Source organism: Clostridium sp. UMB9555A (genome assembly GCF_030222355.1).
GTDB classification, from domain to species: Bacteria; Bacillota; Clostridia; order Clostridiales; family Clostridiaceae; genus Sarcina; species Sarcina perfringens.
The window spans coordinates 889416-903295 of the sequence record NZ_JASORQ010000002.1; the positions used below are offsets into that span (position 1 = coordinate 889416).

Here is a 13880-nt window from a genome sequence, read left to right on the forward strand (position 1 = left end):
AAATTCAAACTTCTAAACTAAAAAATTAATAATTATATTAATTCATAAAATTATGAAAAGCCAGAGAATTTAAAAAACTCTCTGGCTATTTAATAAAATTATTTTAAATCTATTTTAATACTCTCACCATATGGCTCATAATTGCTCCTGTCTAAAAATACAACTGTATAATTATTTCCTACTAATTCTTCTTTGAAATCTATATAGAACTCATTTCCACTTACGTACTTAATATTATCTGTATATCCCCACTCTTTATTTCCTATAGGTTCAATTTTCTCTCCAGTTTCATTATTTATAATATAACTAGGTGCTCCATATATTGAATACTTAGATTCATAATATAATCTTGTTCCCTTTTCAACACTTTCTATTTTTTTTATTTTAGAACAGATTTCTCCATTATCTAATTTAATCTCTGTTTCTCCATTTAAATTTAATTTTTCTTTAAATTCCTTAGGGAAAGTAACTTCATTAGAATCATCTTTCTTATTCATATCCTCCTTTTGAATATATGGAATTATAGTTAAACTCTTGCTATCATCATAGACCTCTTTAAAATTATAACTTGTGAATAGCTTAGAATTTTCATTTTTACTAGCATCTCCAATTCCAGTACCACTTTTTGAATATAAGTATCTTCCTTTATCATCAAAAATAACAAAACTTAAGGTGCTATAATCATGTAAATCCCTTGTCTCTGTAACTTGCAGAACTGTATTTATAGGTGTTTGTATTAATTTATTTAATTCTACACCATTTAATTCATCTCCTAAATTTATGTTAAGATTTTGTTCTTTTATATTTTCTCTAACTAACTCATCACTTATAGGTATATTAAAATTCCAATCTCCCTCTATCTTAACATCCTCTGTAATATTTCCTAAACTACTTATATTTATGTTTAAATCAAAATTATTAGGAATTTTTATATCTTCTCCTAATATATTTTTCTTAATCTCTCCTTGGGCAAACTTTTCACTAGCTATAGAGTAATCTTTAACACCAACATAGGTAAAGTCATCTACCTTTTCTCCTCTACCACCAAACCCTGGACTTATAAAATTATTATTTATTCCTAACTTAATATCTAATAAATCTAGTCCATCTTCTAAAGGTTTATCTGATTGAATAGTATAAAAAACCTCTAAATCTAAGGTATCATAAACAATTTTATTTATTGTAACCCTATACCCATTACTTTCTTTAGTAATATTTAAATCTGAAGCATATTTATCATAATTTTCATATATTCTGCTGTCAAATCTCTCAAATATTTTCCCTAAAATCGGAATGTTTTGTGCATATGTGGGCATTGTTACTCCAAAAATAATAGTTCCTGCTATACAAGCTGCACATATGCCTGAAGCTTTTTTATAATTTCTTTTTCTCTTTCCTAAATTATTTATGGTGTCATCTATTTTTTTATTAATTTCCTCTGGTACTTTCATATTTTCCATTTTTAATCTATTTCTAATATCTTTATCAAATAAATCATCATTATTTTTCATTAATTAACCCTCCATAAAATAAGTTGATTAAAATTTAGTTTAATCTATTAAATAGCCATTTTTAATATAATTATGTTATATAAAATCTCTAAGCTTTTCTCTTGCCCTAGCCAGTCTTGATCTTACTGTTCCTTCAGCTATATTTAACATTTCTGATATCTCTTTAGTAGACATATCTTCAAAATAATATAATACTGTAGTTATTCTTAAATCCTCACTTAATGAATTAACTACAGATGTTAACTCAATATTCCCATAGTCATCACTATAAGACTCTTCATTTTCTAACTTATCTAAAAATATGGTCTTTTTATTTCTTCTTAATATCAAATTACACTCATTTATCAAAATCCTTATTATCCAAGTTTTAAAGAATTCATCCTTTTTTAAAGTTCCTATCTTCTCATAAGATTTTATTATTGTATTCTGAAGTACATCTTCTATGTCTTCCTTGTTATTTAAAATTCCCCTAGCAACCCTATAGATGCTTAATCTATTCTCATCTATAAGACTTAAAAAGGCGTCCTTATCTCCTTTCTTTGCTTGAGAAACCATTGAAGTTTTTCTATGCTCTAAAAATGATAATAACTCCACAACTTTCCTCCTAAATTTTAATAACTTAGCTAAGCTTTATACTTATTAGATGGTTTAATTAATAAAAATGCTCCCTAAAAAAATAATTTTTTTATAATTTAAGAAACTTAACTCAATAAAAAAAGATAAAACTTATAAATATATTCTTAGAATTAATGAAATCTACTAAGAATTATAAGTTTTATCTTTATATTTTATTTTTTATATTATTTTATATATTCTAGTAATTTTGATCGTACTGAAGTCTATATCTAAACTTTTCTAATTTATAGTTTCCATTCTTATCTAGTTCTTTAAGATTATATTTATGATTAAATCCCATTTTCTTATAAAAATCACAGGCCCTAGTTGATGATTTAACTTCAACTCTTCTTGCTCTTATATAATATTCATCCCTTTCTAGGGTCTCCATAATTTTTTTGCCTATTCCCTTACCTTGAAATTCTGGTAAAACAAATATAGGTAATAATATACTTTCATCTTCTTCCCCTAAAAAACTAGCTATAGCTCCACAACCAACTATTTTATTTTTTAAAACTGCTACATACATATGTGAGTTTTTAGCCATATTCAAAATTTTATTTTCAGTATAGTTAGAAGCTAAATTTCTCATATCTTCTTTTGAATAATCTTTTATGTTTGTATCTAAAAAATTTTTTTCAATAAGTTTAGAAACTTCTCCCCCTTCATTTTCTTCAAATCTTCGTATTTTTAAATCCTCCATTAAACAATTCACCTGACTTCCTAAATTAATAATTACCCTAAAATATATTAATTGAGTTTTTTAACTTATTTTAAAATTATACGTATTTTAGATTTATTTTAATTTCAAACTGTTTTTAAAGTTAAGAAAACTCTCTATTAATACCCAATTTAATGTAAATTTATTACTTTTAGATAAATTTACGAACTTCTCTCTTATGATAAAATTTATTATACACCTTTTCTCTTTATTGTAAACATTATGAAACTAATAGTTTCATGCTACAAATTGAGTATTCATGCCAAATTCATTAACACATCTTATCAAAGATAATAATTTATTTATTTAAAGCTATAACCATAAAAATCTTTATAATATTTAAGCTTTAAATTTAACTGAATTGCTTTATTGTTTATTCAAAATTTATTTACATTTTTAATATTTTCTTAATCTCCTTAGAGGATTTTTCTGTTAAAATTTATCAAAAGATACTTAAAAAGGAGGGTTCATTATGAAGGTTATAATTTTTTATGCAAAAACTGGTGGTGGACATTTATCTGCTTGTAAATCATTAGAGGAAAGTCTAAATTCACTGAATATACCTGTAGTAACTTTAGACTCTCTAGAATTTGCAGGTCATCTTGTATCTAAAGAAGTATGTTCTGCTTATACTTATATAGTTAAATCTGTTCCTGAACTTTTTGGTGCTCTTTATAATGCCGGCGAAAAAATTAGTGATCATAATAAAAAATCTATAATTTATAAATTAAATTCTTTTTATGCCGACAATATATTAACAGTCTTAGAGGAGGAACAACCTGATATAATAATCTCAACTCATATCTTTGCTACTCAAAGTATTAGTTATTTAAAGAAGAAAAACAAAATAAAAGCTTTAACAGCATCAATAGTAACTGATTATACTTGTGCACCATTTTGGGAAGAAACTGATTTAGATTATTATTTCTTACCACATAAAGATTTAATAAAAGAATTTGAAGATAAGGGCTTAGACTCTTCAAAACTAATAGCTTTTGGCTTACCTATTGATTCTAAATTTAAAGTAAAGACTCCTAAGGAAAAAGCGAAAGTTAGCTTAGGTCTTGAAAAAAATAAACCTCATATTTTAATAATGGGTGGAAGTATGGGAGCTGGCTCAGTTAAAGATACTACACTTTATATAAGTAAGCATCTTAAAGAATGTAATATAACTACTATATGTGGAAACAATAAAGAATTATTTAAAGAAATCTCTGAAATAGAAAAGTTAAATCCTAGAATTCACGCACTTCAATTTACTCATGAAATGAATAAACTTATGGATTCTGCAGATATATTAGTAACTAAACCAGGTGGCTTAACCTCTACAGAGGCTATGAATAAGTCACTTCCAATAGTAATGATTAATCCTATTCCAGGAGTTGAAAGTGCAAATTGTAACTTTTTTATGAAGCATAACTTAGGTGTCAAGTCTAACTCACTTCATGAAACTTTAAAAATTTGCGAAAAACTTATTGCTGATAAAAAGTTCTATGAGGAAATCGTATCCTCTCAAAAACTTAATTCTAATATAAATGCCTCAGAGGATATATGTAAATTTTTAATAACAAAATACCATGAAATTCAATACAATAGTGACAATAATAGTCTTTGACTCCTTGAAAAAATTATTGTAAACTTATAAATAAAATCTAAGAATACAGGTGATTCTATTGGCATTTATTATTTTAGGAATATATATTTTAATAAATATAGTTTTACTTCATGGAACAAAAAAAGCTAGAAAAGGCAAGAAGACCGTAACTATAAAAATAATGAGCCTTATTTCTATAATTATGTTTATATTGTCATTGCTAATACTTTTATTCGGTGGTATGTCTTATTTACATCATAAGAACATGCTAAATTTAATAATATCAATTATTTATTTATTTGTTTTAGTTTTTATATCTTATAAATTATCATGTTTTTATATAACTGAAGATTCTATAATCTATGGATATAATTGCTACAACTTTAAAGATATACAAAAAATAGAAATTGAAAAGATTAAAAATAAATTTACTGTAACAATATACATAAAGGGAGCAAATACATTATATTTTAAGCTAGATTATCTAAAAAAGAAAAAGCTTTTAAATGCTCTTCACGGTAAGGTTCTATGTATAAATTTATAAACAAAAGACTATCTAAACACACTACAAATATTAATGTGTTTAGATAGTCTTTCTTATTAACTTACTCCTAAACTTAAATTATATAATTTTAATTTAGGTTCAACAAATCTTTCTTCCTTAAGATTATAGTTGCAGAAATAATATAAAAATCTAGCTAACTGAATCTCTGCCATATTAAGTGCCCTAATAGCTGCTAAGGCTTGTTCTCTAGTATCATCCTTAAAGGCATCATGAATTAATTCTTTTGCATACTCTGAACTTTCATTACCTAAATATCTACAATAATCATCAAAATCAAGATTACTATTTTTATAATATATATCTAAAACCTTTTTCTTATCATCTTCATTAAATACCTTGTTACAATCTTCCTTTAGTATATAAGAGAAGATTTCTCCTTTAGTAGGTACTCCTTTTAAAAGAATATTTTCATCTTTATCCTTATTTTTATCTAATAAAAGAGTTATATCTTCATCTCCCTTTATCCAAGCTTGTGCTAAGTTTTCAAACCTACGATGATTAGAAAAATTCCCTTTTCCTATTTTATTTATATCAAATTTTTTTAATACATTCATTATTTTTTCATTTGGACTAGCAATGTGATGAGTAACATGATGTGGTTCACTCATATCAGCTAAATAGTGACAAGAATAACTTAAATACTTCATGCATTTTCTTCTCTTACCTTTATCCCTATACTTTAAGGCTTTTCGTCCGAAAAAAATAAATTTACACATTGCTGTTTTACCTTTTCCAATTCTTCCAAAGTAATTATCCTTATTTTCACCATGATAAAAATGAAAAGAAAATAAGGTTACTACTGACCTAAGCATTATATCTGGCTTTCTAGAATATGAGGGCCTAATCCATCCTAAGCTCTTACTAACATTGTAATTAAGTTCAAGTATATCCATACACCATTTAAGGGATTTAGAAAACCACTTATTATTTAAATACAAATTATTATCATTAATCACCATTCTATTGGCTTGTTCTAATAATACATCATGGGTATTAGATTTTTTAAAAGATTTTTTCATAACCTTTGGCATTTTCTTTAATATCTTTTTCATGTTATCCATGACCGTCGCCTCCCACCTAAATACAATTATAGCACCAGCCATAGAAAATATTTAACCTTAAAAAAGGCAGTAAAAGCTAAATTTAAGCCTCTACTACCTATTAAAAAGATTTATCTATTTCCCTTGCATATTATTTCTTTCAACAAATCTTCTTATTCTCTTTATAGCCTCCATTATATCTTCCATTGAAGCTGCGTAACAAGCTCTTATAAAACCTCCTCCACACTCTCCAAAAGCATTTCCTGGAACAGCTAGTACCTTCTCTTCAAGAAGAAGTTTTTCACAAAATTCATCTGAACTCATACCAGTTGACTTTATACATGGGAATACATATAAAGCTCCTAATGGTTCAAAGCAATCTAATCCCATACTTCTAAATCCATCAACTAATACTCTTCTTCTTCTATTATATTCCCTTGCCATTTCAAAAACGCTCTCATCACCATTTTTAAGAGCCTCAATAGCAGCATACTGAGCTGTTGTTGGTGAACACATTATTGCATACTGATGTATCTTTTTCATAGCATCTATTAAAACTTTATGAGCACATACATATCCTAATCTCCATCCAGTCATAGCATAAGCTTTAGAGAATCCATTTATTACTATAGTTTTTTCCTTTACCTCTTTGAAACTAGCTATTGAAACATGGTCCTCATCATAGGATAATTCTGCATATATTTCATCAGAAATAATTATTACATCCTTATCCTTTAAAACATCCACAATCTTTTGAAGCTCTTCTCTATTCATTATTGCTCCAGTAGGATTATTAGGGAATGGAATTATTACCACCTTTGTTTTCTCAGTTATAGCCTCTTCTAAAAGTTCTGGAGTTAATTTAAAATCATCACAAGCTCTTAAATCTATTGTCTTGGCAGTTGCTCCTGTAAATGCTGTACATCCCTTATAAGCTACAAAGCTTGGTTCAGGTATTATAACCTCATCTCCAGGACCTACTAAAGCTCTAAGGGCTAAATCTATCCCTTCACTTCCCCCAACAGTAACAAGTATTTCATCCTTTGGATTATATCTAAGAGAAAATCTTCTATTTAAATACTTTGATATCTCTTCTCTTAATTCTATAAATCCTGCATTTGATGAATAGTGAGTATGTCCTTGCTCTAGAGAATAAATCCCAGCCTCTCTAACATTCCATGGAGTTACAAAATCAGGCTCCCCAACCCCTAAAGAAATAACATCCTCCATTTCATTTATTAAGTCAAAATATTTTCTAATGCCTGAAGGTGGCATATTTTTCACATTATCTAATATCATATTCTCTAGTATCATATAAATAACATCTCCCTATCATCTGTTTTCTTTTCTCTAAATATTGTTCCATGATCTTTGTATTTTTTAAGTACAAAGTGAGTTGCTGTTCCTGTTACATATTCTTGAATTGAAAGTTTATCTGAAACAAACATTGCCACTTCTTTCATTGTTTTTCCTTCTACAATAACAGTTAAATCAAATCCACCTGAAGACATTAAATAACAAGCCTTAACCTGTGGAAACTTATATATTCTCTCTGCAACCTTATCAAAACCAACACCTCTTTGAGGAGTTATTTGTACTTCTATTAAGGCTGTAACTGTCTCTCTTCCTGTATTCTCCCAATTTATAAGAGTAGTGTAACCAGCGATTATGCTTCTTTCTTCATAATCTCTTATGGCTTCTCTAACCTCTTCCACAGTTTTCCCTGTCATAACTGCAATTTCTTGATCTGTATACCTACTGTTTTTTTCTAAAACTTCTAAAATTTCTTCCATGACACATTGGCCCCCTTTGTTATTGCTTATTTTCTATTTAAATTGTTTGATTGTGTTTAGCATAATTAATAAAAAAAGTTCCTTCATCCCTAAAAAGGGACGAAGGAACTACTTCGCGGTACCACCCTAATAAGTAAAATTACTTTTACTCACCTCAGTTAGAAATCTTTAATAGTATGGCTGAAATTTAATAAATTTATGCCCTACTTACTACTTAATTTCTATCCTCTTTAACGGGAGGAAATCGTCTTAATCTAATTAAAAGTTATGTACATCTTAATTTTAAAACATACTTACTAAAATACTCTATTTAACCTTTAGTTCTCAACAAGAAACTCTGAGACTGCTTCAATTAAGCTTTCTTACTAAATCTCACCAAACTTTAGCTCTCTGAAAAGTCCACCTAATTTACTCTTTCTCTTCACTGTTTTTCATGATTTTTCGTTTTTTATAATTATATACACAAATTTTAATAAATTCAATATTTTTTTATAAAAATTAATGCAAATTTGTTTTTTCATATAAAAATAGGGCTGTATCAAAACAACTTTTAATAAAGCTTACAAACAGTATGAAGAGAATATCTAGATGAACTTTAGAATTTAAATTATTACGTAGAAGATATCACGTAAAAAAGCTGAGACTGTTCGAAGCGTAGCAAGTTTCGAAGCTTTAGTGATATCTTCGAAGTAATAATTATAAATTCTTAGTGAAATCTAGTAATTCTCGGAATATGTTTGTAAGCTTTATTATTAAGTTTTGATACACACCCATGCAACAAACTAATTTACATGATTAATACTTAAAGTTTTGTTGTATTTATATGTTTTAATTTCATTTCCATCTAAGTTTTCTTTATTCATGTCTATTGCATTAATTTGATTATTTTCATAGGTATTATAATAATAAATTCCTTTTTCTAAACACATGCAACTTGTATATTGAGTAAGATCACTTTTTTCTTCTACAGTTCTAATTGATCCTCTTACCATAGCAACATTATTTAATATATGGAAAAATTCAATTAAGTCTATTGAATCTCTATCATTTTTTATCATTGCATCTCTTAAAAATGCTACTCTTATAAATCTAGATGCAGGTGTAAAATCCCCTGGTAATCCTACTAAACCAGTTCCTTGACCTAGAGCAGTTAAAGATTGACCTCCTAACTTAAATTCTTGAACTTGATTATATCTCAAACCTATATATTGATTTAAATTTGCTACATGCCAATCAAAAGTAGGTGAATTAGTTAGTACTCCTATATTATTATCAAATACATTTAATTTTTCCTTTGTTTGTTCAACTACAATAGACTTTCCTGTTATATCACTTATCATCCAATGAAGAGTTGTATTAGGAATATTTTTATTAATAGGTATATCCACTATATTAGCATTTTTCAATGCTTCCTTTACCTCTTCTACTGAGCTAAAATTTGCTAAAACCCATAATAAGAAATTATATACTGGAATATTCGTTTTACCTTCTATATCTTCTTTAGAATAGCTAACATAAATAGGGAAATTTAAGCCAGCACATCCTAATCCCTTTTCATTCATACCATCTGCAAAGGTAGGATAATCATCAAAAATAGTTCCCATTCCAAGAACAGCATATTTTGTTGTTAATTCTTTTTTGTTTGATTTGTTTACACATTTAAAATTTCTAGGAATAAATATAATAGATTGATTAAATGAATATTCAATATCCATATTTCTTCCAAACAAATGTAATCCGTCTTTTGTTTCTAGGGCTAATCCTGTACACATAAATACTCACTCCTCATTAGATTTTATATAAGTAAATAATACTATATTTGTTTTTAGTTTACATTATACTTAATTATTATATTTCCAAGAATTTATGTCTTTTATTAAAATTTTATTCCTTACCTCTTATAATTTTTATTAATGAAGCCTTTTTACCATAATGTAAAGTTCCTTTTTTATATAATTTGCTACTAAAGAATCCAACTAAGATTATAAATCCAACATTGATAATAGTAGTTATTAAAATTTCCATAAAAGTAACTTTTGATAAGACTATTCTCTCAAACATTATTAAAGGAGAAGCAAAGGGTACATAACTAAATACCTTAGCTAAAGTTGACTCAATATTAAACATACAGTTTATTGAAAGTAAGAAGACTCCAACAAAGACTAAGGTAATTGCTCCCATTGATGAATTGACATCTTGAGCACTTGTAGCAAGTGAAGCCACTGCTGCATAAAGCATTGAGAATGTTAAATATCCTAAAAGGAAATAGGCAACAAATGCAAATATTATGCTAGCATTTAAATTTAATGAACTTAAAACTTCTAAACTTGTACCTGATGTTTTAAGCATTATTAAGCCAGCCCCTAAAATCACTGCTATCTGTGTAAGACCTACGGCACATACTCCTAATACCTTACCAAAGAAAAGTTCCATTGGTTTAGCCATAGTTATTAAGGTTTCCATTATTCTGTTACTCTTTTCTTCTATAACTGAATTAGCAACCATAGAACCAAAAGTAAGAGTTATTATATAAATTCCAAAAACAAGGGCATAAACTAAAGTCATTCTCTCATGTGAAGCATTCCCCGTTTGAACTACATCAAGCTGAGCTGGAGTCATTATATTAGCATACTCTTCTGGTGTTATATTAAACTTCTCCATTGAAACTACAAATTTAGTGTTATTTAAAATTGTATTTACTTTCTTCATTAAAGAATCTCCAGGTAATTCATTAACATATAACTTTCCTGATACCTCTTTACCTGTTGAAACTTCAAGTAAAGCCTTATAATCTGACTTTCCATTTTCTATTTCCCTTTTAACCTTATTAGTTTCTTCTGAATCTTTGCTTAAAACAATTTTAAAATCATCATCATTTAAACTTTCTAAAGTATTAGAGTCAAAAAATTTATTATTGGCTTCTGTGCTTATCATTATTAAATCTTTAGATCCTTCTCTATTAAACAGTCCTACTATTTTATCCATATTAAAGAATCCTAGCATTGCAATTAAAGTAATTATTGTTGATATTATAAGAGCTTTATTTCTAATAGTTTCTTTATAGGTAAAACTAAAAATACTCCAAAACTTTTTCATACTAATCACCTAACCTTTCTATGAAAATATCATTTAAGGATGGTCTTTCAAAATAAAATCCCATTATATCTAAATCTGTGTTAGTGATTTTTCTTAAAAGTTCTTTTCCTTTTTCTAAATCCTTAAGATTTACTCTATAACTTCCCTTTTTAAATTCTAAAGCTTCAAAGCCTAATTCTTTTAAGAAATCTTGTACTTTTTCTTCACCTTCAACTACAAGACCTTTAATTCCATAGTCTTCTTTTATCCTATTAAGATTTCCTTGAAGTATTGTTTCTCCTTTTTTAAGCATTATTATATCATCACAAAACTCTTCCACATCAGCCATTCTGTGACTACTAAAAATTAATGTTTTGCCTTTTGATAATAGTTCTCTTATTACAGTTTTAAATAATTCCACATTTACAGGGTCTAATCCACTAAATGGCTCATCTAAAATTATGACTTCTGGATCATGCATTACTGCAACTATTAACTGTATTTTTTGTTTATTCCCTTTTGATAGAGTTTCAACCTTTTTATTTAGATACTCACTTATTTCAAATTTTTCAAGCCAATACTCTATGCTACTTAATGCCTTTTTTTTCTTCATTCCATAAAGAGAAGCAAAATGCATAAGTTGACTCTTAACTGTGTATTTAAGATATAATCCTCTCTCCTCTGGCAAATATCCAAAAGCATTTTCATCAAAGCTTAGCTTCTTATTATCCACTAAAACCTTTCCCGTATCACTTGGTAATATTCCAAGTAATATTCTTATTGCAGTAGTTTTTCCTGCTCCATTTCTTCCTAATAACCCTAAAGCCTTTCCCTTTTCAATGACAAAGCTTAAATCTTTTAAAGCTTGTACCTCTCCAAAGGTTTTGCTTATATTTTGAGCCTCAACTCTCACTAAAAGTCCCCCTTTTCATTTTAATAAACATGTTAAATTTTACTGTTACATAAAATATTACCATTTTTCATACTATTTTTAAACATATTAAATAACATAGCACTAAAATATTATCTTCTAAAAATCAATAAATTTTTGTTTCTTCATTGGTATTTTTATTAACAACAAAAAGCTCAAAATTATTAAAATCAATTGAATCTACATCATATAATAAATCAACTATAAAAAATTCTACAAGCTTAGTATCCTTATTTATTTTATTCCATTCAATAACATGCTTTACAGCATTACCATCAAGCCCCATAATCTTTCTTATTTCATATGTTTTATTAAAATCATTTGATTTTAATTTAACACTATAATTTTCATGAAAATTTTCAACTTCTTCATTTTCTAAGTTTTCAGTAAATAAATTTAAAATAGATCCAAATTCAAAATTCCCTAAATTGCTAACAGTTAAATTTATATCATCTATTTTAATTTTTTTATTTAAACGTGTATAATTTTCATTACTTAAATTAACAACTCCTTCTTTTTTAATCTCCTTAGTTCCATCAATATACTTTCCAGCTAAGGCATGTCTAATTTTTACTTTTTCTAAGGGATTTTCTATTGCAGCAACAAAATCTATACTTATTTCTTCTTTAATTTTATTATCAATTACTTTTGATGAAATAATATGTGGTCCAAAACTAAACGCACTATCATATTTAGTTATGAATGTAGATAAATTTGCTTCAGTTTCGCCTATATAAGAACCATCTTTTCTCCTTATCTTATATTTAGTCAATAAATAATTATCATAAAGCTTAGAATACTCAATTTCAATGTTGTAATTATCAACCTCAAACTCATAAGGAAAACTTATAGTTTCATTTTCTTTAACTAAGTCAGTAGAACCAATTCCCACAAATATAATTCCAATAATTATAAATATCCAAATTACTTTTTTGTTAATTTTAACCATTTTCAACCTCCTTTTTTCTATTTTAACATCCTAATAAAACCCATAAATACCAAATAAAAAAAGTTAATACTTTATTCAAATCAAGAATAAAGTATTAACTTATACTTTTATTTTCAACTTTTTAATTTTCTCTAATCTATTTTAATTTATATCTAAAATTACTAATACATATTTAGTCTAACTTTTAATCTATCTTACTTTTTATTTAAATACGCTCTATTAAAAATTTAAATATGTTTTTTAGCTACTGAATTATATAAAAAATAACCAAGTAAAACTCCAATTATACTTATTAACCAATAATCTATTCCAATATAAATTATTGGTACAGAAATCAATCCAAAACTTAATATTAATTCTAATATTGGAACTATAAGATAAACTACAGAAGCTATTAATACACAGCCGGCTATATTATTAAATTTTCCTTTTAGAAATGCTGGATAAAATCCTAAAGGTATAAATAAAATCAATCTAATAATTATCCATTTCATAAGATATCCTATAGTTATTCCCATGTTCATTAATTCAATATAATTTTTAAAGGGAATTAAGTCTACTTGAAAATTAACATTTGAACTTCCTCCAACTTCTATAGGGAATATATACCATCCAACTAGAAATATAAAATAATTAGCAAATAAAAATTTATATAATTCCTTTTTCCAATCTATATTATATTTTATACCCTTTACTTTATAATATATTAAAACTCCACCTCTAATTATTATATACATTGGAACAGCAATAATTATTAAAGCTAGCAATTTTATATAATCAAATCTCATAAATATTAAATGGGTAAAGAAAGCTATAAGTATTATTAATGAAATTCCCACTGTATATAGCAGTGGTTTTACCCCTCTTTCCACTACAGTTTTTAGTTCTCCTCTAATTTCATTTATTTCTCCAAATCGTTCTAAAGCAATCTTAATACTCTCTTTTTCACTAAATCCTTCTAATTTTAATTCTTCTACAGATTCTATTAAATGAGTCCTCATAGTTTCCTTTATCTCTTTATTTTCTTTTGAAATTCCATCAATATTCTTATATAAAGAGTCAATATAATTATCTATCTCTCTCATT

General features: G+C 26.7%; 13 protein-coding genes and 1 other annotated feature. Of the genes, 2 read left to right on the forward strand and 11 right to left on the reverse strand.

The window, feature by feature from the left end; genetic code table 11:
* Window positions 1–98 precede the first annotated feature (98 nt).
* The 3 genes from QP548_RS09370 to QP548_RS09380 all read right to left on the reverse strand — a co-directional run bounded on the left by QP548_RS09370 (window position 99) and on the right by QP548_RS09380 (window position 2829).
* Window positions 99–1511 (reverse strand): DUF4179 domain-containing protein, encoded by a 1413-nt coding sequence (locus QP548_RS09370; protein WP_061426648.1) that lies wholly within the window; start codon window positions 1509–1511, stop codon window positions 99–101.
* A gap of 75 nt (window positions 1512–1586) precedes the next feature.
* Window positions 1587–2105, reverse strand: a complete 519-nt coding sequence (locus QP548_RS09375) for an RNA polymerase sigma factor (RefSeq protein WP_061426646.1) — start codon at window positions 2103–2105, stop codon at window positions 1587–1589.
* Between the two features lie 220 nt (window positions 2106–2325).
* Window positions 2326–2829: a GNAT family N-acetyltransferase gene (locus QP548_RS09380; RefSeq protein WP_061426644.1), complete on the reverse strand. Its 504-nt coding sequence runs from the start codon at window positions 2827–2829 to the stop codon at window positions 2326–2328.
* 490 nt (window positions 2830–3319) lie between these two features.
* Here QP548_RS09380 and QP548_RS09385 point away from each other — a divergent pair, with 490 nt between their 5' ends.
* Window positions 3320–4462, forward strand: coding sequence for an MGDG synthase family glycosyltransferase (locus QP548_RS09385; protein WP_061426642.1), 1143 nt, complete (start codon window positions 3320–3322; stop codon window positions 4460–4462).
* Window positions 4463–4511: 49 nt separating this feature from the next.
* Window positions 4512–4985 (forward strand): hypothetical protein, encoded by a 474-nt coding sequence (locus tag QP548_RS09390; protein WP_236907331.1) that lies wholly within the window; start codon window positions 4512–4514, stop codon window positions 4983–4985.
* A 56-nt stretch (window positions 4986–5041) separates the two neighbouring features.
* Here QP548_RS09390 and QP548_RS09395 read toward each other — a convergent pair whose 3' ends face one another.
* The 8 genes from QP548_RS09395 to QP548_RS09430 form a co-directional block, all read right to left on the reverse strand.
* Window positions 5042–6067: a phospholipase C gene (locus QP548_RS09395; protein ID WP_061426638.1), complete on the reverse strand. Its 1026-nt coding sequence runs from the start codon at window positions 6065–6067 to the stop codon at window positions 5042–5044.
* A gap of 114 nt (window positions 6068–6181) precedes the next feature.
* The gene (locus tag QP548_RS09400; protein ID WP_061426636.1) at window positions 6182–7360 is read right to left on the reverse strand and encodes an aminotransferase class I/II-fold pyridoxal phosphate-dependent enzyme; all 1179 of its coding nucleotides are present in this window, start codon (window positions 7358–7360) and stop codon (window positions 6182–6184) included.
* Complete coding sequence (locus QP548_RS09405; RefSeq protein ID WP_003453052.1) at window positions 7357–7839, reverse strand: Lrp/AsnC family transcriptional regulator; 483 nt, start codon at window positions 7837–7839, stop codon at window positions 7357–7359. Before QP548_RS09405 ends, QP548_RS09400 begins: the two co-directional genes overlap by 4 nt.
* Before the next feature lie 92 nt (window positions 7840–7931).
* Window positions 7932–8273, reverse strand: a binding site (T-box leader).
* A gap of 348 nt (window positions 8274–8621) precedes the next feature.
* A complete protein-coding gene (gene bsh, locus QP548_RS09410; protein WP_061426634.1) occupies window positions 8622–9611 on the reverse strand; it encodes a choloylglycine hydrolase in 990 nt (329 codons plus the stop codon).
* Between the two features lie 112 nt (window positions 9612–9723).
* Window positions 9724–10935 (reverse strand): ABC transporter permease, encoded by a 1212-nt coding sequence (locus QP548_RS09415; RefSeq protein WP_061426632.1) that lies wholly within the window; start codon window positions 10933–10935, stop codon window positions 9724–9726.
* A 1-nt stretch (window position 10936) separates the two neighbouring features.
* A complete protein-coding gene (locus QP548_RS09420; RefSeq protein ID WP_061426629.1) occupies window positions 10937–11827 on the reverse strand; it encodes an ABC transporter ATP-binding protein in 891 nt (296 codons plus the stop codon).
* Between the two features lie 124 nt (window positions 11828–11951).
* Window positions 11952–12794, reverse strand: coding sequence for a hypothetical protein (locus tag QP548_RS09425; protein ID WP_061426627.1), 843 nt, complete (start codon window positions 12792–12794; stop codon window positions 11952–11954).
* A gap of 227 nt (window positions 12795–13021) precedes the next feature.
* Window positions 13022–13879 (reverse strand): permease prefix domain 1-containing protein, encoded by an 858-nt coding sequence (locus tag QP548_RS09430; RefSeq protein ID WP_061426625.1) that lies wholly within the window; start codon window positions 13877–13879, stop codon window positions 13022–13024.
* Window position 13880: the final 1 nt, after the last annotated feature.

Coding starts and splice junctions, on each gene's coding strand:
- QP548_RS09370 (WP_061426648.1), bottom strand. CDS start 1,511: ATGAAAAATAATGATGATTTATTTGATAAAGATATTAGAAATAGATTA.
- QP548_RS09380 (WP_061426644.1), bottom strand. CDS start 2,829: ATGGAGGATTTAAAAATACGAAGATTTGAAGAAAATGAAGGGGGAGAA.
- QP548_RS09385 (WP_061426642.1), top strand. CDS start 3,320: ATGAAGGTTATAATTTTTTATGCAAAAACTGGTGGTGGACATTTATCT.
- QP548_RS09395 (WP_061426638.1), bottom strand. CDS start 6,067: ATGGATAACATGAAAAAGATATTAAAGAAAATGCCAAAGGTTATGAAA.
- QP548_RS09400 (WP_061426636.1), bottom strand. CDS start 7,360: ATGATACTAGAGAATATGATATTAGATAATGTGAAAAATATGCCACCT.
- QP548_RS09405 (WP_003453052.1), bottom strand. CDS start 7,839: ATGGAAGAAATTTTAGAAGTTTTAGAAAAAAACAGTAGGTATACAGAT.
- bsh (WP_061426634.1), bottom strand. CDS start 9,611: ATGTGTACAGGATTAGCCCTAGAAACAAAAGACGGATTACATTTGTTT.
- QP548_RS09415 (WP_061426632.1), bottom strand. CDS start 10,935: ATGAAAAAGTTTTGGAGTATTTTTAGTTTTACCTATAAAGAAACTATT.
- QP548_RS09425 (WP_061426627.1), bottom strand. CDS start 12,794: ATGGTTAAAATTAACAAAAAAGTAATTTGGATATTTATAATTATTGGA.
- QP548_RS09430 (WP_061426625.1), bottom strand. CDS start 13,879: ATGAGAGAGATAGATAATTATATTGACTCTTTATATAAGAATATTGAT.